General features: G+C 51.2%; 18 protein-coding genes and 1 pseudogene. 6 read left to right on the top strand and 13 right to left on the bottom strand.

Annotated features, from left to right (window positions below; all coding sequences use genetic code 11):
• The first annotated feature begins 7 nt into the window (after positions 1–7).
• Together AC5JO6_RS17630 and AC5JO6_RS17625 are read left to right on the top strand one after the other, a co-directional pair.
• Complete coding sequence (locus AC5JO6_RS17630; RefSeq protein WP_496082366.1) at positions 8–769, top strand: helicase HerA domain-containing protein; 762 nt, start codon at positions 8–10, stop codon at positions 767–769.
• A 59-nt stretch (positions 770–828) separates the two neighbouring features.
• Positions 829–1,074: a tetratricopeptide repeat protein gene (locus tag AC5JO6_RS17625; RefSeq protein ID WP_496082444.1), complete on the top strand. Its 246-nt coding sequence runs from the start codon at positions 829–831 to the stop codon at positions 1,072–1,074.
• A gap of 277 nt (positions 1,075–1,351) precedes the next feature.
• Here AC5JO6_RS17625 and AC5JO6_RS17620 read toward each other — a convergent pair whose 3' ends face one another.
• From AC5JO6_RS17620 to AC5JO6_RS17605, 4 genes are all read right to left on the bottom strand, one after another.
• Positions 1,352–2,815 (bottom strand): beta-barrel domain-containing protein, encoded by a 1,464-nt coding sequence (locus tag AC5JO6_RS17620; protein ID WP_496082365.1) that lies wholly within the window; start codon positions 2,813–2,815, stop codon positions 1,352–1,354.
• A gap of 196 nt (positions 2,816–3,011) precedes the next feature.
• Positions 3,012–6,017 (bottom strand): peptidase domain-containing ABC transporter, encoded by a 3,006-nt coding sequence (locus AC5JO6_RS17615; protein WP_496082364.1) that lies wholly within the window; start codon positions 6,015–6,017, stop codon positions 3,012–3,014.
• Between the two features lie 310 nt (positions 6,018–6,327).
• Positions 6,328–7,065 (bottom strand): peptidylprolyl isomerase, encoded by a 738-nt coding sequence (locus AC5JO6_RS17610; protein WP_496082363.1) that lies wholly within the window; start codon positions 7,063–7,065, stop codon positions 6,328–6,330.
• A 52-nt stretch (positions 7,066–7,117) separates the two neighbouring features.
• The gene (locus AC5JO6_RS17605) at positions 7,118–7,669 is read right to left on the bottom strand and encodes a cytochrome b (RefSeq protein ID WP_496082362.1); all 552 of its coding nucleotides are present in this window, start codon (positions 7,667–7,669) and stop codon (positions 7,118–7,120) included.
• Positions 7,670–8,004: 335 nt separating this feature from the next.
• Between AC5JO6_RS17605 and AC5JO6_RS17600 the strand changes: the two genes are divergently transcribed.
• The 3 genes from AC5JO6_RS17600 to AC5JO6_RS17590 all read left to right on the top strand — a co-directional run bounded on the left by AC5JO6_RS17600 (position 8,005) and on the right by AC5JO6_RS17590 (position 10,449).
• Positions 8,005–8,145 carry a hypothetical protein gene (locus AC5JO6_RS17600; protein ID WP_496082361.1) on the top strand — a complete coding sequence of 47 codons (141 nt, stop codon included), beginning with the start codon at positions 8,005–8,007 and terminating at the stop codon, positions 8,143–8,145.
• Positions 8,146–8,320: 175 nt separating this feature from the next.
• The gene (locus AC5JO6_RS17595; RefSeq protein WP_496082360.1) at positions 8,321–9,016 is read left to right on the top strand and encodes a response regulator transcription factor; all 696 of its coding nucleotides are present in this window, start codon (positions 8,321–8,323) and stop codon (positions 9,014–9,016) included.
• Positions 9,013–10,449 (top strand): sensor histidine kinase, encoded by a 1,437-nt coding sequence (locus AC5JO6_RS17590; protein ID WP_496082359.1) that lies wholly within the window; start codon positions 9,013–9,015, stop codon positions 10,447–10,449. Before AC5JO6_RS17595 ends, AC5JO6_RS17590 begins: the two co-directional genes overlap by 4 nt.
• A gap of 6 nt (positions 10,450–10,455) precedes the next feature.
• On the opposite strand, the gene AC5JO6_RS17585 is transcribed toward AC5JO6_RS17590, so the two are convergent.
• Positions 10,456–11,013: a hypothetical protein gene (locus AC5JO6_RS17585; RefSeq protein WP_496082358.1), complete on the bottom strand. Its 558-nt coding sequence runs from the start codon at positions 11,011–11,013 to the stop codon at positions 10,456–10,458.
• Positions 11,014–11,115: 102 nt separating this feature from the next.
• Complete coding sequence (locus tag AC5JO6_RS17580) at positions 11,116–11,964, bottom strand: calcium-binding protein (protein WP_496082357.1); 849 nt, start codon at positions 11,962–11,964, stop codon at positions 11,116–11,118.
• 628 nt (positions 11,965–12,592) lie between these two features.
• Here AC5JO6_RS17580 and AC5JO6_RS17575 point away from each other — a divergent pair.
• Positions 12,593–12,742, top strand: a pseudogene (locus tag AC5JO6_RS17575) (IS1 family transposase); the annotation flags it as partial.
• An 83-nt stretch (positions 12,743–12,825) separates the two neighbouring features.
• On the opposite strand, the gene AC5JO6_RS17570 reads toward AC5JO6_RS17575, so the two are convergent.
• From AC5JO6_RS17570 to pglX, 7 genes are read right to left on the bottom strand one after another with little or no spacing between them, the layout of a single operon-like run.
• Positions 12,826–14,952 carry a DEAD/DEAH box helicase gene (locus tag AC5JO6_RS17570; RefSeq protein WP_496082356.1) on the bottom strand — a complete coding sequence of 709 codons (2,127 nt, stop codon included), beginning with the start codon at positions 14,950–14,952 and terminating at the stop codon, positions 12,826–12,828.
• 2 nt (positions 14,953–14,954) lie between these two features.
• Positions 14,955–16,271: a BREX system ATP-binding protein BrxD gene (gene brxD, locus AC5JO6_RS17565; protein ID WP_496082355.1), complete on the bottom strand. Its 1,317-nt coding sequence runs from the start codon at positions 16,269–16,271 to the stop codon at positions 14,955–14,957.
• 10 nt (positions 16,272–16,281) lie between these two features.
• Positions 16,282–19,140 (bottom strand): BREX-6 system phosphatase PglZ, encoded by a 2,859-nt coding sequence (gene pglZ, locus AC5JO6_RS17560; protein ID WP_496082354.1) that lies wholly within the window; start codon positions 19,138–19,140, stop codon positions 16,282–16,284.
• A gap of 15 nt (positions 19,141–19,155) precedes the next feature.
• Positions 19,156–19,602, bottom strand: coding sequence for a type II toxin-antitoxin system VapC family toxin (locus AC5JO6_RS17555; protein WP_496082353.1), 447 nt, complete (start codon positions 19,600–19,602; stop codon positions 19,156–19,158).
• A complete protein-coding gene (locus AC5JO6_RS17550) occupies positions 19,590–19,823 on the bottom strand; it encodes a hypothetical protein (protein ID WP_496082352.1) in 234 nt (77 codons plus the stop codon). Before AC5JO6_RS17550 ends, AC5JO6_RS17555 begins: the two co-directional genes overlap by 13 nt.
• 58 nt (positions 19,824–19,881) lie before the next feature.
• Positions 19,882–20,310, bottom strand: coding sequence for a DUF29 domain-containing protein (locus AC5JO6_RS17545; protein WP_496082351.1), 429 nt, complete (start codon positions 20,308–20,310; stop codon positions 19,882–19,884).
• Positions 20,307–25,421, bottom strand: a complete 5,115-nt coding sequence (pglX, locus tag AC5JO6_RS17540) for a BREX-6 system adenine-specific DNA-methyltransferase PglX (RefSeq protein ID WP_496082350.1) — start codon at positions 25,419–25,421, stop codon at positions 20,307–20,309. The genes AC5JO6_RS17545 and pglX overlap by 4 nt, the downstream gene beginning before the upstream one ends.
• Between the last annotated feature and the right edge of the window lie 22 nt (positions 25,422–25,443).

Genomic DNA, 25,443 nt, shown 5'->3' with positions numbered 1-25,443 from the left:
GTGAACCATGTTTGCTCCCTACGATTCACCCCTGATGCTGCCCCTCTCTAGCAGCAATTATGAACCTGAGGACGCACCCGAACCGGATCGCATTGATTACGCTCTGGAAGGTATCAGCCGCTTCACGGGGCTGTTTTCCCTAGGTATTACCGTCACCTTGCTCGCCCGTTGGCTGACGGCGCTGCTGCCGTTCTACTGGATTGGGGCGATCGCCCATCACGCTGAACTGGCAGGCTATCAACAGGTGGCTCAGTTACAGTCCGCCGAACGGCTTTATCCCCAGATGGCACCGTATCTGTCAGATGTCCAGGATGCCGATTATCAAGACGTGCCAGCGTCGCCGCCGCCGCAGGCTCCCCCGCAGCCCATGGCAGCAACCGCTGCACCTGAGGCATCAGCGATGCCTGTTACGCGTGCGTCTGCTCCGACCGCTGACACCACAGCGTATCTGCAAAACTTCCTGGAATATCCAGGGCTGTTGTTTGGTGGCATGGGGTCCGGGAAATCCTGGACGGCGCGTTACCTGGTGATGCAGAAAGTGCGTGCAGGGCATCAGGTGATTCTGCTGGATCCGCACGCGGACAACCATGAGTGGAAAAGCATTCGTCATATTGGTGCCGGGATGGATTACCACGCGATCGCCGAGTTCCTCCAGTGGTACCTCGATGAAATTGAGCGCCGCTACCAGTCATTCAACCGCTCTGGATTGACAGAGGAAGACTGGCAGCAGTCGTTACGGCAGCAGCAGCGGATTACCAGGTGGTGCTGACTGAAGCAGAAAGAGTTCAGAAGAAGCCGGAGCGATCACTGATTAGAGAATCAACGGTGATGATTGCCCATCTGCAAGCCGTGATTGAACTGCTCACAAGACCAGAGCAAGCGCTGAATATTGCAACCTGTTTACATTGGAAAGCATTTCTCTACAAAGAGCAAGGGCGTTATAAGGAAGCCGAACCGCTTTATGTGCGATCACTAGCGATCCGCGAACAGCAATTAGGCGACGACCATCTCGATGTCGCATCGAGCCTAAGAGGACGTTTTAAAAGTCCGTATACTTGTAGCCTTGGCGACTGAAGTCGCGGCTACACGGACAAAACCTGCCGTCGCAGGTTATAAAGCCCTCGCGTTTCGGTAGTCCGTGTCGGCGGACTTTGTTTACGTAGTCGCGGTTTTAACCGCCAGACGCTTTTCAAACAGCCTCTAAACAATTTGGCACTCCTGCTCCCCTGAGGCAGAAGTCCTGATGCTGAGCCGCACTGCGATCGATGCTCTAAAACTCGATCTGGACAAGGTTTTTCAGCCTATCTTGCACTTTTAGAACCTTATGCCTGGAATCTCTAAGCAACAGTCCTTAGCGAACAAATTTGAGGCTCTCCAAGCCCTTCACAAACCCATCGGTGAAGAGGCTCATGATGGAACGATCGCGCACTTTGATGTTGACGCTGACTGACATCCCTGATTGCAGGGGTAACTCGCGTCCGTTGACTGTGAGCGCTTGTCGATCGAGTTGCACTTTAGCAGGGAAGCTATAAGACGGACGCAGTTGGGTCGGGGGTAGAGCATCCGATCCAATGGAGAGCAGCTTGCCTTTGACATCCCCAAATTCACTAAAGGGGAAGGTGTCCACCCGAATATCAACGGGCATTCCTTCTTTCACAAACCCAATATCTTTGTTGGTAATCAACACATCCACAATGAGGCTGTTGTTCGGAACCACTTTCAAGATTGGTTCGGTGGAGTTTGCCACAAAGCCAGGACTGGACGCTTTGAGATCAAACACCGTGCCATCCACGGGAGCGCGGAGTGCTTGATCGTTCAGTTTGCCTTGCGTTTCACTGAGTTGACTACCAATTTCAGCCAGCCGCTTTTCATTCTCCACAATGGTTTTATTTAACTGACTGTCAATCACCGCAAGCTGTTTTTCATTGTCAGCAAGTTTGGTCAGGACATCCTGCGACGATACCGCTACTGCGTTGTTGAATTTTTGCTGTCCCTGCTCGATCGCCAGTTGCAACCGCTGTTGTTCTTGAATCAGTTCATCAACGTCTCCCTGACGAGTGCGAACCTCTTGCTGCTGTTTCAAGAATTGCAGGCGCGAAAGTCCACCTTCTTGCGTCACAGGCTCTAAATCTTTGTAAATGGTTTGATTGACTGCTAACAGATCTTGGGCGCTGGCTAATTGCACCCGGTTTTGAGCGAGTTGTTGCTTGAGTTGTGCTACTTCCAGGGCGGCAGTTGCATGGCGAGACGATACTTCAGCCTGGTGCGATCGCAGCCTCAAGGACTGTTCTACATTCAAACCAACGCCATTAGTAGCACCAACTTGGGCGCGATAGAGTTGATTCTCAGCTATTAATGTCGATCGATTTTGAGTGAGGGCAGCCACTTCGGGTGTCAGGTTGAGGGTTCTTGCAGCGGGAGTCCCAGCATTTTGCAAAACGGCACGGTAGAAGGCATTTTCTTGTTTCAGCGCTGCCTGGATGGTTTGGAGCGATGTAAGTTGTGCTTGAGACGTGGTGGAATCCAGCGTTAATAGAATGTCTCCCTGTTTCACCCGCTGACCTTCTCGCACATAAATGTGTTTAACCACGCCATTCAGCGGTGCTTTGATCTCCTGAACGGTGCCCTGTGGCGCTAGCTTACCTGTAGCGGGAATCGCTTCTTCAAGCTGTGCCACACTTGCCCACAAGAGGCTGAAGCTGGTGACACCGATGATGCCTGCCACGATCGCGCGTGACAAAACGGGCGATCGCTGTAGCATGATGGTTTGATCAACGGTGGCGATCGAGCGGGTGTTGCTGAGTCGATGTTGCATCACTAGAACCATTCCTTAAGCATGAAGTAACAAGGTGGAATTAAATGTGAAAGGCATAGGTTTCGCCCTCACCCCCAGCCCCTCTCCCAAGTAGGGCGAGGGGAGCCGATCTTAGCCCCCTTCTCCCGTTCTGGGAGAAGGGGGTTGGGGGATGAGGGTCTTCAGTTTAATGATGCCTACCTACTTAGAACTGGACTTACAATTGGGAATCTTGCTGTTGATAAAGGCAGTAGTAGCGTCCGCGCAGGGACATCAATGCTGCATGAGTGCCCTCCTCCACGACTGTTCCGTGATCCATCAGCAGAATGCGATCGGCATTGCGAATGGTGGTTAACCGATGGGTGATGAAGAACACCGTGCAGCCCTTGAATGCCTCGGCAAGATTGAGACACACCTGCCGCTCTGTGTCGTAATCCAGGGCGCTGGTGGCTTCGTCTAAAATCAACAGACGCGGCTTTTGGAGAAGCGTACGGGCGATCGCCAGTCGCTGTCGTTGCCCACCTGATAGCGCTGTGCCTCGCTCTCCTACGTTGGTGTTGTAGCCCTGTGGCAATGCCATGATGAATTCATGTGCAACGGCAGTTTTAGCGGCAGCAATCATTTCTTCAGCGGTGGCATTGGGATGGTGCATCGTCATGTTTTCCTGAATCGTGCCCTCAAACAGCAGCGTGTCTTGGGGCACAATGCCAATCTGTCGCCGCAACGAATAGAGTTCGACTTTGTTGATGTCATAGCCATCGATCAAAATACGCCCAGATTCCAGTGGGTAAAGGCGCGGCAAAAGTTTCATGAGAGTACTTTTACCCGATCCACTCTGCCCCACAATGCCAACAAACGTACCTGCCAGAAACTCTAATTGGATGTTGATTAATTGCATCGCCCCTGTAGGATTGAACCGAAATGAAACATGTTCGTATTGAACCGTGCCTTCAATCGTGGGCATGGGGATGTTTTGCAGATCGATCGCATCTGCTTCCATCGGCGAATCGAGAATATCGCTGAGTCGTTCTAGCGACAGGGCAGTTTCCTGAAAGTTTTGCCACAGTTGAGTCAAGCGCAGCAGGGGACTGGTGACATAGCCTGCAATAATCCGAAAGGCAATCAGTTGCCCCAGACTCAATTTTCCCTGCAATACCAATAGTGCTCCCACCCACAGCACCAACAGCCCAGAAAGTTGATTGAGAAAGGTGCTGGTGGCACTGGCAGCCGTAAAGGTACGTACCGTTTTGAAACTGGCGCTGACATATTTGGCGTAACGTTCTTGCCATTGCCAGCGCGATCGCAACTCCAGATTCTGAGCCTTCACCGTTTGAATGCCCGACAGCACTTCAACTAACAACGATTGTGTTTCGGCATTGCGTTCGGCTTTGGTACGCAGTTGACGGCGGACGATCGGTGACGTGAGCGCGGTCAATGCGGCAAACAGCGGTAACGTTGCCAGTGCCACCAGCGCCAGAAGCCAACTGTAGAGAAACATCACCACGATGTAAAGCACGGAGAACACAGCGTCCAGCACGACCGTAAGCGCCGTTCCTGTGAGAAACTGCCGGATATTTTCTAGCTCCCCCACACGAGTGGCTAATTCACCAACGGGTCGCCGCTCAAAATACCGCAGCGGCAGCCGTAATAAGTGATCGATAATCTCACCACCCAATGCCAGATCAATGCGATTGGTTGTGTCGGCAAAGAGATACGTGCGAAGACTGGTGAGGACTGCCTCAAACAGTGCCAGCACGATGAGAAAAATGCCCAAGATCTGCAATGTATCGGGGCTGTTCTGCACCAGCACCTTGTCAATAATCACTTGAGTAATTAAAGGATTCGCCAAGCCAAAAAGCTGCACAAAAAATGACGCGACGAACACTTCCATCAAGACCCGTCGATATTTGTACAGCGACGGCAAAAACCAACCGAGACCAAAGGTTTGTTTGGGCGTGTCCTGGGTTGGTTGTAGCAGCAAAACTTCCAGGGTTTCGGCAGGTTCCGTTTGGTCATGGGCGGGCTGATTGAGCATCAACTCATCGGGCTGGCGACGGAGAATGCCCGCTTCGGGTACACCCAGAATTGCTTGTTTGGCGCTGATGTCATACAGCACAGCAAAACTATCGTGCCAACGGACGATCGCGGGAGTCGGCAACCGATGCACCGCTGTTGAGGGTACGTTAACCAACTGCGATCGCAAGCCGCTCAACTCTGCCACACTGCCACAGTGCCGCAGCGAGAGTATACCAATTCGTTGGTGCTGCTCGGCTAGAATGCGCTGTACAACCTCGCGCCGGAAGGGAAAGCCCCAGTGTTGACTCAGCATCTGAAAACAGGCAAGGACGGCATTTACAGTGCCACTGCCCCGGACGTAGGCATAGTGCGATGGAGCGGATGGCAGCGGTTCTTCTCGATCCATCAACTCAGCCGACGCGTAGGGAATATCGGGCAGGTCAGAATCTCCTATGAAAGGCAACGTCTGATTAACATTTGATAATCCATTACCATTCAATGTTCCATGATTCACATGTGATGGGGGCAGTAGCAGGTGAACGGGTAAGCCGATGAGGCGATCGGCAGCATGATCCAGATCAGCGGTTTGGATGCGATCGCCCACAGCAAATCGATTAGAGGGACTGCTGTTCAACCAGACATAATCAGGGCTTGCACGTTTGCGATAAACCATTGCGTGAGGGAGAAGCGTTTGAGCGAAGTCCTTCAGGTTGCTGGTTCCAGCAGCTTCTAGAATGAGGCGGCGATCGGCGCGATGTTGGAAATATGTGTTCAGGAGATCAAAGAGTTCAATCAGGGCAGGCTGCGTGTGGAAGTGGGACGCGATCGCGGGTTCTGTTTGCAGGAGTTGCAGGAAGTCTGATGCAGCCAGCGTCAGACAAATTGTTTCAGTGGACGCGATCGCGGTTTCGCAGGCAACGCCACGCACCAAACCAGCCCAGCCGATGATGGCACCAGGTTGCAGCCGCTCCAGCGTAACGGGCAGCGGAACATCAGATTCATAGCCGAGCGATCGAACTTGACCGTCATATAAAATCGCCACCTGAGCAGGCATTTTTTCACGCGTGATGATCAATTGCCCCATCCGATAGCGCAGCGGTTTTGCCTGTTTCAACAATGTGTCAAAGCTATTGGCGGAAAGCTGATCAAAGGGTGGTAGAGCAGCGAGAAACTCGGTTAATTGACAGGTGGCGATCGTGTAAGTCATGGGACAAAAAATTGAAGAATTGCGATCGAGGTTGACTGATCAAAGAACGGGTGTTGCTGCGTACAGGAATAATTTGCCCTCATCCCCAACCCTTCTCCTAGGGGAGAAGGGAGCCGGACATGTCCCCTCGCCCCTAGGGAGAGGGCTAGGCAGTGTTTTAAAACTTTCAATCGCTTTGTTGCTGTAAGCTTCTGCCCCCTAATCCCCCAACTTTGGGGGACTTTGAAGATGGTTGGAAGCCCCCAGAATTGGGGGTTGGGGGCTTCTGGGGGTTTTAAAACACGCCCTAGGGTGAGGGCACAACGCTCATTTACGGCTCTATTTGTTCCTGTACCCATTGCTCAAACAGTTCTGTTAACAGCCGTTCCTGCATTGCCTCATCCATTTGAGCCTCTAACAACTGCTCTAGCCGCACAATGACAACCCAGCCATTGAGACGAGTAGGAGGCAAGAGTTGACCCGCCTGGCTGACTGCCAACATTTTTGCTAAAACGGGGTGAGGTTTGCTGAGTTCCATAGGTCCAATCAACCCACCTGTTCTGGCTTCAGCGCCTTGAGAGTATTGCCGTGCTAATGCAGCAAAGGTTCGTTCGCCCTCCTGGATGCGAAAGAACAATTCCTGAGCGACACTGACCTCTTTGACTCGCAGCAACGAGTAAATGACGCGATCGAGTTGGGTTTTGCGCTGGAGAAAGTAGGATGCCAGTTTATGTCCCCACCTTGCTTGTTTAAATTTGGTTAGTCGAAGGCTGCGGGTAATCAGGCGATCGAGTTGTGGTGACGATAATTGATGCGCTTCTAACCAGGTTTGTCGGTCAACATCCGTAGTGAGGTGCTGCTGTTGATAAAACTGGGCACAGGCATCGAGGTAGTCTTGATGAGAAAGGGTGATGGACGCGATCGCGTCATCAATCAACAATTCCCGCAGCAACAGTGGCATCAGGTTGTACTGCTTGAGCAGATTGAGTAGTTCATCGGCTGTAAGCGTGTTTTGGCGTAGTTTATTCAGTGCCGTTTCACTCGATTGCACACTGGCGATCATAGTCATTGTTGCTACTTGCATCATTTAAGACGGTAAGTGACCATATTTTTGAAAGCATTTAGCGTGTGACAAAGCGCTTTCTCACCGTCATACGAATGACTTTCCAGTGCGCCAGAGCGTGTAAAACAATAAAGGCTAAAAAGAGATAGGATGACCAGAAATGTGAGCTTCTAGCCAGTGCAACCCAGGTATTATTTGCAGCAAAAAGAGATGGTACGGGAAGACCAAAAAGCGTGGTGCCTAAGCCAATAAAATTTCGCAAAAAAAAGCCGCTGATAGGCGCTACCAGCATAAAGAAATAGAGGCTGCTGTGTAGCATGATGGTTTGTAACCAGTTGGACGTAACGTTCGGCGATCGCCGTGTATATTTATGTCCAACAACTCGCAGCAGTAAGAAAATTCTGACAATGAGCAGCAGCAAAAAGAGCATTCCTAACGACTGATGGCAAAAAGACATCAGCCAGAGAGGAGCCTGTAACGGACGTGCAACGAAAACACCTGTAAAATATAGCGTAAGAATGAACGCTGCCATAATCCAGTGCAGAAGCATCAAATGCTTGAATGCCGCGTTTTGCCGCTTGGGTCTTTCTGTAGTCTTTGCCGCATCCATAAGGCTGACCTCCTAAAAGGACTTGCCTCTCACCTTTATAGAAAGGTATTAAAAATTTGTGAATGAGAAACTAGGGCGTGTTTTAAAACCTTCGGGTCGTTACTTTGACTCTTGGTGATCCCCCTAAATCCCCCTTAAAAAGGGGGACTTTGAATAGTTCGGCTCCCTCCTTTTTAAGGAGGGTTGGGGAGGGTCAAGGGTTTTAAAACACAGCCTAGATCTTCTAAAACGCTCAACAGCGTGAATCTTTTATTTTTTACACTTTGCAAATTCATAGATTTTTAATACCTTTAGTGAATGTTCAGGAGATGACCAGACAAAGGAGACTTGAACAGATGTCTAGATTATTGGGTGTGATGATCCCGTGCGGCGTGTTTGTCGGCTTAGCGGCAACCATGCTTGCGCTGGTGCAGTTCTCAACTGGGGCTTCGATCGCTCGATCGCCCATACCTCAACCACCAACGCAACATCAATAAAAGAGGATTGGCGCTAAAGATTCGTGGATCTCTTTCTGTTTTTCGCCCTGTTTAACGATTCAATGCCAAAGTAAGTACCCCTTTCACGGAGTATGCTTGTCAGTCATTTTTTGTCAAACGATGAGCAATCCCACTGGCTATCTATTGAACTGATCAAGCTTAGAAGTTAACTCCCATGCCTGCCACTACTACGGTCTTGCTCATCGAAGACGACATCAGTTTACGTGAGACTGTGCAGCTTTACATTGAGCGTGATGGCTTGGTGTGTTTAACCGCTAGCAACGGCACTGAGGGCGTGGCACAGATCCAATGCTTTCGCCCCGATTTGGTTGTCTTAGATCTCATGTTGCCGGATATTAGTGGCTTTCAGGTCTGTCAAGAAGTCCGGGCACTGGGCTACTTTGTGCCAATTTTGATGTTGACGGCACGCGTAGAGGAGTGCGATCGCGTGCAGGGGTTAGCGATCGGAGCCGATGATTACTTAATCAAACCGTTTAGTGCCAAAGAGTTGGTTGCACGGGTCAACGCACTCATGCGACGGGCATATAGCCCAGGCTACCGCGAGGTGAGACAAACGCAGGGCATTGCGATCGACCTGAATCAGCGTCATGCTTTTCTCAATGGAGAATGGCTCGATTTACGCGGCAAAGAGTTTGATTTGCTGGCACAACTTGCCGATCGTCCCGGACGAGCCTATACACGCGAGCAACTGCTAGAACACGTCTGGGGGCTTGACTTTGCAGGCGACACCCGCGTGGTTGACGTGTATATTCGCAAGTTGCGAGAAAAGATTGAACTAGACTCCTCTCGCCCAGAATATATTCAAACCGTATGGGGCGTTGGCTACCGCTTTCGAGGGCATGAAGGATGAAATTAAGAAGCGTTTCTAGCCGACTCACACTCACGCTGTTGCTCGTCACCCTGGGTAGTCTGGGTGGCTTCTCGTTAATCTTAGGAGCCGCGCTAGAAAAGTTCTTTGTCAAAGAGGCGGAAGTCACGTTGAGGCGACAGGCAGATGCCCTTGCAATGCAAATTCCCACTCACTGGGAAAGTCCAGACACGATGCGTCAACTCACCGATTTAATGAGCGAACAGGCACGATCGCAGGTCACAATTTTCAACATGGCTGCCACCACTCGCTTAACCAGTCAGGCGGTGAATCGAGGTCATGCTGTTGAACTGCCCAAGGATTTAATTCTCAAAACCCTGGCAGGCGCACCGCAAGCAGGACGTTTGTGGAATGCCACCGATCCTAAAAATAGCTGGTGGCTCTACAGCACAGTGCCGCTCCGCAGTGCCGATCGAATTGTGGGCGCAGTTTATCTTACGATGCCGCTCCGTCGTCCCAAACGGTTTGCAGAAGAGGTGCAGGGCTTGGTAATGGGTATGGCGATCGCCGCTACAACCGTTGCTGCGGCGACGGGATGGCTCCTCTCTCGCACCTTAACCCAACCGCTACGCAGCTTACACCAACAGGCGCAACGGCTGGAAGCAGGCGATTATACGGCTCGTTCTGCCCTTAAAGGACATGATGAACTGGCGCAATTAAGTCATTTGCTGGATCAGATGGCAGCCAAATTAATCGAAACTCTGACGGCACTTCAGGCACAGGAAACCGCTCGTCGTGAATTGGTTGCTAACGTTTCTCACGATTTACGCACGCCCTTAGCCACTTTGCGAGTTGAGTTGGAGGCAATTTTGGATGGTGTCGTGACGGGAGAGAAAGCGCAACTGTATTTACGACGAGCCTGCCGTGAAACAGATTACCTGACTCGGCTGGTGGAGCAATTGCTGTGGCTCGCCAAGGCGGATGCGGGACAGCTTCAGGTGCACCCCCAGGCTGTTTCAGCCGTGGCGATCGCTCAGGAATGTCTCTGTCGAATGCAGCCATCCGCCACTCAAGCGGGGTTGAAACTGGAACTTTCTGCGGCTTCGACTAAAACAGCCGTGTGGGTTGATCCAGAACTGACCGGACAAGTGGTTTTAAATTTACTGGACAACGCCATTAAGTACGCGCCTGAAAGTGAGGTGATTTGCCTCAAAGTGCTGCCGACTGTCGAAACAGAGGAGCAGCAGTACATTCCCCTCCAAATTCAAGACCAGGGCAAAGGTATTGAGGCAAACGCGCTACAACGCCTCACAGAGCGCTTCTATCGGGGTGATAACGCCCGACCCAGAGGTGGATTGGGCTTAGGATTGGCGATCGCTCAACATGTTTGCCAACTGCAAGGCGGCAGTATGCAAATTAATAGTGAACTGGGACAAGGAACCGTTGTCACGCTCCTTCTACCTATTGCAACATGATTGCCATTAAGAGCCTTTCAATGCCTGTTCTCGTGACTTTTTTGCAATGGGTGCAAAATCGTAGGTGGCATAAAATTCAGTCCGATACGCGCTCCAGGCAGTACGTTCCAGTGCCGTGTTCACAGCACGTAACCGCTCTGGCGGTACAGCTAACGTGACAACCTGTCCAATGCCCATCATCACATACCAGGAAACAACGTCAACCCCTTCTGGTGGAAAGGCTTTCCAATAGCCAGATTGCTTCAGTTCATTGAGAATTTTTTCTAACGTTTTCGATTGGTCATGCTTCAGAAAAACGGTAAGTAAAATCGCGCCCTTGGGAACACCTGTCTCTGGGTTGATGTTGATTTTGGATGGACTTTGCGGCGGAGTTTGAGCTGCAATCGCATTTGCATTTTCTGCACCAATAACCTGCTGCTGCTGGAACTGATTCGCCATCTGAGCGGTTGCAGTTGATGATGCTATATGATTAGAATCCTGCGCTATTGCTGCACCGATCGCGACAACTGAAACCACGATTAGAAAAATTAAAAGCAGAACAATTTGTTGGATGGTTTTAGTCATCGTTGAGTCTCCTTCGCTTACCATACACCGCTATCATTACTATGAGTAGATATGATAAAAGGGGCAGTGATAGCACTACCCCCAGCCCTCTTTTAAGAGATATTAGACTAGGCTAAAATCACTGGCAGTGAAGTTGTTCAAGTTGGCAATACCCGTTTGTCCAGCCTGATTGGTCAGGTTAGCCAAAATACTAATATCACCCCCATTCGCAAGGTCTTGCGAGTAGACTAGACGGCTAATACCCAACGTGGTGTTGAAGTAAACGAATGCACCTTCTTTCGCTGTAATGGCAGCGTTATCTGCGATCGCTCGTGCCGCCGTTGCTGCATTCACAAAGGGATCAAGTTGGACGATAAAGTTGCCATTGGCTGCAATTTGAGCAGTAACGCCCTTCTGGAAGGTAAAGTTAGTAATGTTCAAGTCGCTACTGTCAAAAACAAACTGATCACGACCGAACTCATAATCGGTAATAATGTCAGGCTGATTCACAAAGCGAATGCCAGTAGCTCCCGCTAGGACTGGAGTAGCATCCGCAAAAACGTCTCCGTTAAAGACAAATGCATCTGCACCTTTGCCACCCGTTAGTGTGTCTGTTCCACCAGTTCCGCCAACCAGCACATCCGCGCCATCACCTCCTAAAAGAATATCGTTACCCAATCCTCCATAGAGAAAATCGCTTCCTTTGCCGCCATCTAATTGATCGTTGCCTTCATCACCGAAGAGAAAGTCATCGCCCCTTTCACCAAACAGTTTATCGTCTCCTTGTCCGCCGAGCAGAACATCGATTCCTTGTCCGCCAAAGATGATATCGTCGCCAGCATTTCCCAAGATTACGTCATTCCCCTTTCCTCCATTCAAAACATTATTACTAGCATCCCCTACTAGAATGTCATCCAAAAAGCTTTTGCCTTTTTGATTATTGCCGCCGCGAACTTGTTCTAGCTTTGTCATGTTTAACTCCTGGTGTGTCTCAAACGTTGAAGTGGAAGTTGGTTAGCTTTAAGAGGCTGTTTGAAAAGTGTCTGGCGGTTAAAACCGCGACTACATCAACAAAGTCCGCCTGCGCGGACTACCTCAGCACGAGGGTTTTGGAACCTGCGTAGGCAGGTTTTGTGCGTGTAGCCGCGACTTCAGTCGCCAGAGCTACACGCATCTGGACCTTTAAAACATCCTCTAAAACAAGCCTGATTGAAAGGTATTAAAACCGTATGAAAAATAAAATTGCTCCGTCGGGGGTTTGAGAGTAGCCCAAAAGGTTTCTCTAAGCCGTCCTCCTTGCCCCTGGCTACACTCGCAACAAGCACCTGTTTGGAGCAAGAAGCAGCTTTGTTTTCCTCCCCTTTACGGTAAGTTAACGCCATAGCAGTGCTTTGAACCTCATACACCGGAAAACTGCCATTTCCCGGTGTATGCTGGTTGTACTAATGGGCTAGTACAGATGAAGAGCGATCGCCACGGTCAAGCTAAAGTCCTCACCCCCGCCTGATCTTGCGGAAGGCTGCGACGAAAGGGAAACTGGCGACGCGCACCCTCCCGATCGCGACAGCGTTGGTGCCGCTGCTAGAGGTGTCAGATGACAATGACCCGCGTTGAGGGAGAAAAGACTCGACTGCGGCACTACCTCGCTCGATTACATCGTAAGACGTTGTGCTATTCCAAGTCCGTGGAGATGCTGAAGCACTCGATTCGCTTGCTACTGCACTACCTTAAGTTTGGAGAAGGGAGCTAGAATCGAGTTCCCTCGCCCGTTGGGAGAGGGTGAGAGTGAGGGCAGATTTTGACAATGCATATTTCTGTTCAGCAACGCCTGCTTCACCTCGATTCAGCCGAACTCAGTGTTTGCAAAAGCACAACCGTTCTCGGAATGCTCAGTAGATAGTCGCTAATGATCTCAAGCGAGTAAGCTTCCGGTAAAGCCTTTTGAAACTTACTCAAACGATATTGAGGCAACTGTGACCAAATAAACTGTTGGGTTGAAGGACTATCCCAGAATGACTTGCTTTGAATTTTCTCAATTGCCAAATTCAAAGACGATCGCCCCAAGCTGTCTCCAACAATTTTGAGCTTAAAATTGTCTGCCACAATCTTCCAATCATGCTGAAATTGCAGCCCATATTTGAGCGTATTATTAATGCTGCCACCTGCAAACGTCCACCACGTTGCCTGTTCATTATCCATCCGAATATTGAGTTGAGCCTGCGTCAGGAGTTGCCCAAGATCAGCGCGGCACTCGCTCAATGCAGCCTGCGTCAATTCATCAATGTAAGGGATAGGAGCCGACGTTTTCAAAATTTCAGCAATTTTCTGACAAATTTCAAACCCTAACAGTTGCGGAGCAAACCCACCCCAACTTGGCTTTTTTCCACGCGGAGCCGGAACGACACGAATCGTTCGTTCCTCATGATTGACCTGAACCACCATCCAGGCTCGCCCCCCCAGTAGGAAAGCGCTGATCTCGGACACCAGCGTATCGACAAACGACTGCTCCAGTGCCCCAATCTCATACCCAACTTCTGTTTTGACTCGATAAAATACCGGGCTGCTAAACACGGCATAGAGTTCCATAAAGTTTCTCCGTCCAAACACCTGTTCAGCTTTGTCCCCCATGGAAAGCAACCCTCCTGCCATAAATAGGTAGTCGGTCTGAAGCATGTGTTTGAGTAAAAACTCAAACTCGTCCCAAGTAATGCCAGCAAAATCAGGCACGATCGACAACTGCTCCCAGCACCGCTCAGGGCTAATTGCCCCAAATTGCAGCGTCAAGGCAAGCAACTGATGGACTAGAACCGCCCAGGCTCGCTTCTGAGTCGGCACAGATTCGACCCACCCCGATCGCGCCAGTTCAACGATGGCGATCGCCTCCAACACGGTTTCAATGTTCTCGCAGAAAAAAGTTGTATTCGCTCGCTGTCCGCTGCGTCTGCCAGTCCGCCCTAATCGTTGCAAGAAAGAAGAAACCGTAGACGGGGCGTTTGCCTGGAACACCAAGTCTAAATCTCCAACATCAATTCCTAGTTCCAGCGTAGAGGTGCAAACAATACAGGCATTTGTGCCTTGATGAAACCTCGCTTCTGCGGCAGTGCGCTCTTCCAAAGAGACAGAACTATGGTGGACAAAGACATCCGTTTCCCGGTGCCGCAGTCGCTCGGCAAGATCTTCTGCCAGCGCCCGACTCTGACAGAAGAAGAGACTCTTCTTGCCTTGCGCCAGTTGACTGGCATCTGTGGCGATCGCCCCCAGCGTATCTTTGAGGTGAAGACGCAACTCCTTGGGGGACGGTGATTTGGGTGGATCAACCACGCAGCCTGCTCGGTTTGAGGTGCCCTGGAGCCAGTGCAGGATCTCAGTCGGGTTGCCGATGGTGGCACTTAACCCCACGCGCTGAATATCATTTGGGGTGAACCGAGCCAGCCGCTCTAAGACCGATATCAGGTGAGTGCCGCGATCGGTTCCAGCCAACGCATGGACTTCATCAATCACAACTGCTCGCAGGTCACCAAAAAGCTTTTTATGCGGCACTTTGGCAGACAGCAGCATGACCTCTAGTGATTCCGGGGTCGTCATCAGAACGGCAGCAGGTTCCTGGAGAAACGCCCGTTTTTGAGCATCCTTGATGTCGCCATGCCAGAGAAACCGCCTCAAACCAACCATTTCGGTATACAGCCCCAATCGCTCTGCCTGGTTGTTCAACAATGCCTTAATGGGCGCGATATAGATCAGCCCGACTCCCTGTGGCTCTGCCTGAATCAACCTTGCCAGCAGTGGAAAAAAGGATGCCTCGGTTTTGCCACCTGCTGTCGGTGCCAGGATGACTGCATTCTGACCGTCGAGCAACGCTTGTCCCGCCAACTCTTGCACCGGGCGAAGTGACGACCAACCCAAGCGCGAGACGATCGCATCTTGAAGTCGAGATGGAAACCGGGCAAACGTGGAATTCATGGCTAAAACTCAACTGGGGCATAGCCCTGTACGTCTTCGGGTTCAGTGTCAAACGGCGGTAGCCCCTGCTGAATCCGCTGCTCTTCAGAATTTAGATCACTCAAGCCCAAGTCTTTGATTGGATCAAACTCTGCGTACTCGTTTGCCAGATCGAGCGCGTTGACAAACTGCCGCAGAAATTGTCGGGGCACTACGCCCACATCCCCCTTAAACCCAGCCGTTGCGCTGGCGACCAACTTTTCGATGAAGTTGGGGGTGATACGACGCACCAGATTTGCCGGGTCAGCGGTTGGGTGGTACAGTCCCCGCAATTTAAGCGCGACTTCCTTAAGGCGACTCGCATCAAAGGGTTTCAGTTCAAGCTGGGGTTGACGCGGATTCGCAAACCCGCCGACTCGCTCAAACTTGATGCGATCGTGCAGGGGTTGTAAGCCTGCAACGCCCCGATTGGTATCGAAAAATTCTGGTGTTCCCGTGAATAGCCAAAGTAGCCCTTTGTAGCGATCGGCGGCATCACAAATCTGCCGAATACCGTTGAGCGATTTTCCCCGCACATCGTGACGCATCCGCAAAATCGTTTCTGCTTCATCAATGACGATGACCAGTCCCTTATACCCGGCGGCTTTAGTGATTTCTAGAATGCCCTGCAAGTAGTCCAATGCTTCCCGACTGCCAATATCGCCCTTGATGCCTGCCACTTTTTTGGCGCTAGCCGCAACGTTTTCACTGCCAGACAGCCAGGAAAGTAGGGCACTCGCTTCCACGATTTCACCGTTTTGCTTGAGGGTAAAGATTGCCCGCAGTACCCGTGCCATGTCTTCTGGAGCTTTGCCACCCGTCAGCGAAGCCAGTTCCGCTTCCATCCGCTGCTGCACTTGACTGTCAAAATCATCACTATTTTCATCCGCACCTCCTGCAATCAGGGCATCTTCAACGCGAGCGATCCAGCGATCGATGATGTCGCTCAACGCACCTCTAGGGCAGGAACTAGTCCCCAACTCTTGAACAACTTTACGGTAAACGTCATCGAATTTATAGAAATGCAGATCGTTATCGGACACCACAACAAAGCTTGTAGCAAACCCTTGCGCCTGGGCATCAAGAACCGCCAACCGAGACATAAAGGTTTTGCCACAGCCATAGCCACCGCGCAGAAATTTAAAGGCTCCTTCCCCACTGGCTGCCAGTTGCAATTGCCGTTGAATCTCAGTGCGCTGCTGATCGATGCCGACGGCAAAGGCTTCTAGCCCTCGTTCTGGGACTACACCCGATCGCAGCCGCTCAAAAATAATTTCAATATCACGTTCGCTGATTGCCATAATCTTTTTTTTACCGTTGCTCCGAATTTTGTTTCACATACCGCTTTCCATTGGCAGTCGTTTCAATTTTGACGGAGAACGGTACTTTCTGGAGATGCGTCTCAAAGTCTATTGAGAACCGACGCACTTGCCGAGCCGAGCCGAGCATCTGAGTGAGTTCCGCCTCCGTAATCGAACCATGCTGCTGAAGATGCAGGAAGACTTGACGGATGCCCACATCATCAAAGCGTTCATACCACTCACTGGATTGCAGCGGTGGCGGTGCTTCAGCAGCTTCGGTTCTCGGTAATATCCCAGATACGTTGAACAAATCAACCGTTAAACTCGGCTCAACGTCTTCAATGCCCTCCGGGTGATAAACCTCGATCGGCACCCGCTCTCCCTGCTGACCTTTCAGGGAAAACAGCACTTCGCTCCAATCACCCTCAACTGGCACCTGAAGCACCTGGTTTTTGATTTCGAGTTCCGGGGCATCTTGGATTGTCAGTTGAATGTCGGGGCGATCGACAACCCGCAGCGATAGCCCGATCGTCCTGGCACCAATAAAGGTTAGCTGCACTCCAGGGGCTGGTTTGACTCGTAGCTGTAATCGGCTGAAGCCAAGCAGTTCTTTTTCCGCCTTGACCTCAACCAGATACTGGAGCTTAACGGTTTCTGAAGCGTGGCGATGAGAAACGCTCAACACTGGAATCACCCGCTCCTGGAGACTGTTCCCGCCATGCACAAACGTGGCACCCGGATGACCCGTGGCAAAAACAGCGGTATCTCGTCGAAATAACAGATAACCTGCCTGCCCTTCATATTGCAGCGCACTCAGCGGCACGGTAATTGAGCCAGCTTCCGATCGCGGTTCTACCATCAAAACATGACGACGAGCTGGATCGCGCTTGCTGCCATAGGGGTGGCTCTGAGTGGTCTGATCCTGAAGCAAAAACCCATGATCTGCCGTGAAGACAAATTCAGTAAACCCCAGGCTTTTCAGATGGCTCCAGGCAGTTTTGAGGTGCCGCAGCCAGGTTTCAAACGTCGCCAGCCCAACATTTGCTTCGCCTGCGTCATCAATTTCTTTGCTATGAATTACAACGAAATCCACATCAGTCAAGCCACCCTTCTTTAAGCTCTCGGTCGTTCGGCTACAGACTTCTGACAATTTGAGCGATCGACTCCGCCTGCTCCCTACCACGCTCTTTTCATTCATTGCCCGGAATCGATCGTCGGGCGATCGCACGGTGTATTCTCCGGTTTTGAACCCTTTAAATCCATCACTTGCTAAAACCAGGCGACCCGCCTGACTGACTGGAGCCAGGACATTCATCCCGACAGCCGTAATGCTGGGTAGTTCCGCATAGCGCCCTTTCAAAACAGCGGTTGTGCCTGTACCTGAAAACTCTAAGCGCAGTTCGGCTGCCATTTCGTAGCGGAAGGCATCGACCAGGAAGTAGGCAACCTTGCGGTTGCTCTGGGTCAGTGGATGGACGACCTGTTCATAAAGCGTGCGCTGTTGTAGATCAACTTCTGGCAGAAACCCGTCAATCTCACAAATCCTGGCGAAATCCTGTGCCAATTGATCTGCCCAAGTACGGTACTGCCTTTGGAGATGATCGCCAACCTCTTGGAGTGAACCATAGTGCGCCAACGTTGGTTCAAGTAACTTCAGGCGTTGCTGCTCAAACTGCCGATGGGCGAGATCGACCTGATAGCCAGACTGAGTGTAATCATTCAATGCCTCTCGCAAAGTGTGGCAAGTTTTGAGAGAGCCAGCGTCTCCAATCGCACAGCCCAACGTGGCAGCATCATAGATGAGCAACCATTCCAAGCGACGGGTGCGATCGCGCTCGATCCAGAAGGAGGGGGTGGTGGTGCGTCTCTGTGCCCAACTCCGTGCTTTCGTCCAATCTGCGTTGAGCAATGCCTGAACTGCGGCTTCTAGAACTGCCGTTTCTTCCCGCTGGAAGGTGTCAATTTTGCCAAGATCTTCGGGGCTAATGGCTGCGAGTTCTTGCTCCAGACGGCTTTCCACAATTGCTGCCATGCCCTCATAGATAGCAGGATGGCGATCGCGCAGGTGGTGAATCAGTTGGCTGCACGTTTTTTGCAGAACGCTGGATAGTTGCTTAAGGGGCTTCAGATCATCGAGGTAGGGGAGACGGGTCAGGTCGTTGACATATTCGACGCACATCAACCAGGCAGCGAAGGCTTCTGCTAAATCTTGAAAGGAGAGAACGATGCTGCCGTGAAAGAGTTGCAGGAAGGCATCGCTGATTCCTGTGTGGCGATAAAGATGCTGTTTGAGAATTAGCAGGGATGCCTGATCGCTAAATTTTGGGCGCAGGATCGGATCTGACCCTAAAATGCCGTCTAAGATCCATTTCAGGCTGAGGCTTTGCAGGTGATCAGCCAGATTGTTCTGAGGTTCGGAGGTTGCCTGCTGCAACCAGGTTTCAGCCGCAGCCAGATCCGTAACTCCGTTTCCCAGGTAGGCTTCCAGGGTGGCTGGACTGATGCGCCCGGTGCAGGCTTCCCGAATCAGGGTATCTAGGGCGCGGCGATAGCGGTAGCCAGTGCGATAAAGTTCGAGCAGCGGTGTTTTGCGAATCGTTTCTTCGGTATGTCCGGGCATGTGGATCAGCAAGGGTTCTTGATCCAACCCATTGCCGTAGGATTCGAGTTTGAGCAGCATTTCCAGGTAGCTACCTCGAAAGGCGACAACGGGCGCAAAAAACTCCCCTTTTGGATGGCGATCGACGAGTTGATCGACGTAGGAGACGTAGTGCCCATCTTTGTCAAGCCAGACGACAATGCCACGTTGCCGGAGTTCGCGTTTCACCTCTTCTTCTAGGACACTGGTAATTAAACCGAGTTCAGGCATAATCGGAGAAAGAACTTAGGGGAAAATTACTTGAGATAGTACAACTATCTGTAGACCAGATACATTCTGGAATTTAAGATCATTCGTCAAGAATGTTGAACACTGAGTTGCCAAGGCTGTTGCAGCATGAATGGCATCAGGAAGTTTGAGATTGGTGGTCACTCGAAGTTGAGCGGCGTTGATCAGTAGCTCCCGTTGTATGGGAATGACCAGAAGATGAGAATTGCTGGTGATTGCCTGTTTGTAGGTGTCTTGTTGAATTGAGTTACCGTTTTGAATGGGTTTGACGAGAACCTCCGCGAGCGTTAATTCACTCGTTATCGCTTGAAGGTTTCCCTGATCAATGCTTTGAAAAAGCGCAGTTAATTCCTGGAAAAAAGTAGGAAAGCCTTCGAGCGCATAGATCCAAATATTTGTATCAAGGTAGATGCGATCGCCCTGGAGGGATGTCAGGAGTCCCATGTTTCGCGCTCCTGATGAATGAATTGATCAACTGCTTCGGGAGATGCAAAATTGCCCTGAGCGGCTCCAAGGAAACGACTTAAGCCTTGAGAAGCGGATGGAGTGGATGCTTCTAAAAGTACGATAACCTCAACGGTTACACCTGCTGGAAGCTCTGGCGATCGCACCTCAACTAAGCCACCAGGTTGAACAATTACTTTTTGTCTGAGTCCATTCAGCATTGTGATTCACCCTCGCTATTGTCTTGATCCTTTTCCTACCGCAGTTGATCGAGCTTGGTTAGTCGGGTAAAAACTCGGCATTTAGAACTTGTTCCAGAGTATAGGGACAGTTTGCTGGAAAGGTTTCGTCTGGAAGGTTGGTTTCCTCGATCGCCAAGTCAACTCCATCTTCATAACCCCGTTGGAAGGCTTCAGGTAAATAAGGCTGAAGGCTGGGGTTTTCTTCCAGGTGCTGAACGATCCGGCGGCGTTGTTCTCGAATAGTCGCTTGCCAGCTATGACTCCGTTGGTTTGGTTGATGCTGCCATTTGAGTAGATGCCCTAAAAGAACTCTGAACCGATTGCGGAGTTCTTGCTTTTCTCGTTTCCCCAATGATTCGATCTCCTCAACCAAATTTTCGATATCCAACTGTTCCCATTTGCCAGCTTTGAGGTGTTGGGCTTGCGTTTGGGTCCAGGCATAAAAATCGGTGTCGTAGGTACTCATTCCCTGTCCTCCAGGTCTGTGTCTAGATCTGGCTCGATCGCCTCTAAGTCTAGCTGATCGGTCTTTTTGTATTTGCGATCGCGCCGCTTTTCCTCTTTCGCCCGCAGATCTAAGACGAGTTGGGGATGACTCGCTTCAAACTCTGCCCGAAACTGGTCGGAGTTGGCTTCGTTGATCGTGAAATCTGGAGCAATTTCATCTTGCAGACGGAGTTCCCATTCGTAGGCTTTGGCGGGATGATAGTTCCAGAAAACGCCATGAGCGACGGCAAGCGAAGGGTCTTTCTGACACTTGGCATCGACGCGATCGGGAAAATAGCGGGCAGCGAGATGCGACCAGTCGTAGTCTTTTTTGCCTTTGGCGTTGCAGAGTTCTGACCACCAGATTTTGGGCTTATTCCACTGCGGTTCTAGCAGGCACCAGAGGGCAGCGCTGTTGACCATCACACCGTCGTCGAGATCCATCTGGAAGCGGGCGTTGGCTTCACGGGCAATATCTTTGGGACTGGCGGCAGGTGTGCCCTGTTCGGCGCATTGTTGAACGAGTTGGATGAATGCTTGCAGTTCGCTGAAGAGTGCCTGCACGGTGGCACGACGCTCTTCGGCTTGCGCTTGGGCTTTTCTGTCGCCTTTGCTCTGGCTGGCTAGCAAGTCTGCGGTTTCGCCTTCCAAATCTCGCAGTTCGGGAACCAGATAGTCGGCAAGCAGGGTTTGCAGGGTGGTGTCTGTCCAGCGATGAATGCTGATGTAGGCGACGAAGTTTCTGGTTTTGGAGGAGAGGGGGAAGTAGATGGGGCGTTGCTCATACATGCCCAAATGTACATCTTTGAAGAAGCTGAGGCGGAGCCAATCGCGCAGGGATTTTTTGGCGATCGTGAAACGTGTGCTTTGCACAATCGCAGACCCGTGTTCACTCCAGGCTGCGTGAATGGATTGACAGGCGGGATGGGTGAGGCTGTCTTTGGAGTTGGGGCGATCGCCGGAATAGGCAGAGAGATAGAGGATGCCGTGGGGGAGAATGCCCTCACCCCCAACCCCTCTCCCAGGACGGGAGAGGGGAGCCGAACCTTCTTGTTCCCCTTCTCCCTTGATGGGAGTGTGGAAGTGGCTGATACTACTCCTAAGAAAAGTAGCCGAACCTTCTTGTTCCCCTTCTCCCTTGATGGGAGAAGGGGTTAGGGGATGAGGGTGAGATAGATTGGAGGATGCAACGAATGCTTGTCTGATCGTTTCCAACGTTCCGCTTATATCATTCTCAACTTGTTGGGCGGTGACACGAACAAACCGCAATCCTAAAGATTCCAATAACTCTTGTCGCTGTCGATCGAGTTCTCTTTGTGACTCGTGAATTAGACCATCGACCTCAACAATCAAACGTTCCGAAGCACAAAAGAAATCCACAATGAATAATCCGATCGGCTGTTGTCGCCTAAACTTGCGATTCTCAAGCTGACGTTTACGAAGTACACCCCATAGCGTTTTTTCACTGGGGGTAGGTTCTTTTCGGAACTGTCGAGCAACTTCAGTCATTTTTGCTTTGATTGCAGTTGGAACCTCCCAGTAATTAAGATTTTGTTCTTGTCCCTCTCCTTCTTGTCCCTCTCCTTCTTGTCCCCCTCCTTCTTGTCCCCCTCCTTCTTGTCCCTCTCCTTCTTGTCCCCCTCCTTCTTGTCCCCCTTCTCCCATCAAGGGAGAAGGGGCTAGGGGATGAGGGTGAAAAGCTGAGGCTTTGCCCTCACCCCCAACCCCTCTCCCATCAAGGGAGAAGGGAGTAAGAGTGCCCTCACCGTTTGCGCCAAACCGACCGATCGCCACGCCGATCGCGTAAGACACCCACTGCACTGCAAGCGGCTGATCATAAACGGGGTTCCAGTCGGGTAGAGGCGCACCGGGTTCTCGATCGACGGCTTGCTGTGCCCACTGTTGCGCGTAGTTCCAGCAGGAGGCTCCGGGCTGTTGAAATTCGACGGAGGTTTCGCGGGCGGATTCGTGTTCGGTGAAGGCGCGATCGAGTTGGGCAAAGATTTCGTCGGCAGATTCGATGGGGAAGAGAGGAAGACGTTTAATATCTCCAACTTCAAAACCTATTCCTGGATTTAGAGAAGCCATTACTTGCTTGCTCTTATAGCTATTCATAACTGCAAGCAATTTTAAAGCAGTCTTACTCTCACTTGAAAATACCGATGAACCTTTATTTCCACAGATGCTTCTATAGCGATGAACTCTTGCTGAAAATTCGCTACCAATCATCACAAAGGCTACACCGGGCTTCCAATTGAAATCTAAGTTAATCGTTCTTGAGGCTTCAGAGTTTCTACAAGCGAGACCCCAACTTTTCCAGTTTACAATTTCTAGAAGAGGCTCAATCCACTTACGTCCTTTTCCACCATTAATAAATGGTTGCCAAGTTTGAGTTGGTAGAGGAGAACTTAGACTAGTACAACAATGAATAGAGAAATTATCGACCTCCCAGAAATAGCGACAAAATCTAAGATTATTACCAGTACTTGTTCCAGACGAAACAGAATTTTGAGAGCCTAACTGTGATGCTGATGTGTAATCTTGGCAAAACTCATCATCCCACCAATACACGATCGGCTTTTCCTTAATCACAGCAAAACGATCGCTCTTAAATTCAAACCGTCCGACTTGGGCTAAGATAGCCGATCGTTTGCGGTTGGTGCGTTGGCGATCGTAGGAGTTGTCATCTAATGCTGTCGGCTGAATTGCGATACTAACTTCTCCATTTGGCAACCCTTTCTGAAAAATACTCAACGTGACTGCAAGCACTTCATTGGGTACTTCATCAAACGCACCGCGATCAAAATCTCCTAGCGATCTCAAATCAAATTTTTCTAACAAATATTCTCGAATTGCGGTGAATTGTTGAATAAACATCCAGTTTCGCATCGTCACTAATGCCGAAAATCCACCCGGTTTCGCAAGCTGCAAACCTCGTTCTAGAAACGCTGCATATAAATCTGCTTTACCCTTGGGATAATGCTTCACCAAATACTTTGCATCATCCAGCTTGCTCGATCCCTGATACGGCGGATTGCCAATCACCAGATCGTAAGCATTCTCTCGCAGCAGCCGCATAAATCGCACGCCTGCCGTTAGCTGTTCCCCCCGCAACCGCAAGCCCAAATCATCTCCGCGAGTGCGACGGTTGAGAAAGCTTTCGAGTTTTTCGAGTAGGATTGCCATTCTGCCCTCACCCCCAACCCCTCTCCCTGAGGGCGAGGGGGGCATGATTGGGTTCGGCTCGTCTTCTCCCCGGTTCGGTTCCCCTTCTCCCCAGGGAGAAGGGGCTAGGGGATGAGGGTCAAACTCCAACTCTCCCTGCACCGATCGCACCAAGCTCAGTTCATACTGGGCGATCGCCTGTTCTACCTCGCGATCGATCTTCAGCAAACTGCCCCACTGATCGGCTCCCTTCAACGCCTGCACAATCTGATTCGTCAACGCTTCCGGAATGCCCGTTGCCTCCTGCACTTCTCGCCGCAACTCTACCAACGCCGGATCATCCTCTGACAGCGCCGACAAATTCAAATCCGCAGCCACCAAATTGACCACCGTCAGTTCCGCCGATCGACACAGCGACTTCGCCTTGAGAAACAACGCTGCTGCCGCAATTTGCACCGATCGGGCATCAATATCAATCCCGTAGAGATTGTTTGTCAAAATCGACTCGACGATAGCGCGATCGCTCCAATCCTCCCCCCGATGCCGCGCCTCCTCCTGATACAGCGCAAACAATAACCCAAACGCAATCACCAAAAAATGCCCCGACCCACACGCCAGATCGAGGATTTTGATATTGCGGATGCTGCCCTCACCCCCAACCCCTCTCCCAGAGCGCGAGAGGGGAGCCGAACCTTCCTGTCCCCCTTCTCCCTTAATGGGAGAAGGGGCTAGGGGATGAGGGAGAGAAGCTGAAGATAAACCCTCACCCCCAACCCTTCTCTCGCTCAGGGAGAGGGGAGCCGAACCTTCTTGTTCCCCTTCTCCCTTAATGGGAGAAGGGGCGAGGGGATGAGGGAGAGAAGCTGAGAATTGACCCTCACCCCCAACCCCTCTCCCTGAGGGCGAGGGGAGCAAGAGTCCGACTCCTCCTTCTCCCTGGGGAGAAGGGGGCTGGGGGAATGAGGGCAAAGGCTGCGGCACCCAATACTTCCAGCGATCCTCTATCTCTGACTCGATCGGCATCAACGCATCCAGCGCTACCTCACCCATTTCTCGCTTTTCTCGCCAGACCTTGCGGCGTGATTCTAGGCGATCGAGCGTCCCATCTGCTTCCACCTCCGCTGTCCAACCCTGCACCTTGCAAATCGCCAGCCACATCTGACCCAGACTGTTGTGCAGCAGCCACTCCACCATGTAGCGTTCGGTGAACATTTGTGTCTTGCTGGCAACTTCGTGGGGTTCCACCTTGCCGCCACTATTCAGTTTGGCATCCAATTCTTCTCGTTCCGGATCATTCCAGTACTGATACACCCACCCCAGCGTCGTATCGTCTAACCACGCATCGTGTAGCATCGGCTCATCCAACGCTTCCACCAAAGTCCGCAGTGTACTCGCTGGAACCGGAAATAAGGACGTTAGGTTAACCCGACCAAACAACCCCGGCATTTCCAACGCCAACTCGTCATAAAGCAGTTGCAGCAGTGTCCCAAAGCCCTCCGTCTCATCGCGGCACAGATCCGGCGCAAAATCACGAAACTCTTTATATCCTCGACTTTGCCATCCGCCTGTCACCACCACTGGCTTAATCAGCCCCATTGCCTCCATCTGCTTAATCACAATCAGACGATTGAGCAACGTCGCTGCCGCCAGTTTTTCAGCCGATCGCAGATGACGTTCCCAGATCTCTTGCCGCTGCTCATCCTTCAGCGTCTGCCCAGTTGCTTCTGCCCGTACCTGCTCATCCAGCCACTGTTCCAACCGTTGCCTCTTGACGTGCTGTTCTTCCGCCAAACCTGCCTTTGCCAGGGGCAGTGACAATCGATAGGTTCCTTCTACCGCATGGTGCAGATCGGTCAGCAGGCGATCGCGCAAGCTGCGAATTGTCGCAGAAAGTTTGGCTTTGGCTTCAGGGGTTAAATGAGGCATGGGGGCAGTCCAGCAAAAGGGA

Source organism: Tildeniella sp. (assembly GCF_059505325.1).
The sequence above is the reverse complement of the archived record's forward strand: the minus strand, read 5'-3'. Positions and strand labels throughout refer to the sequence as shown.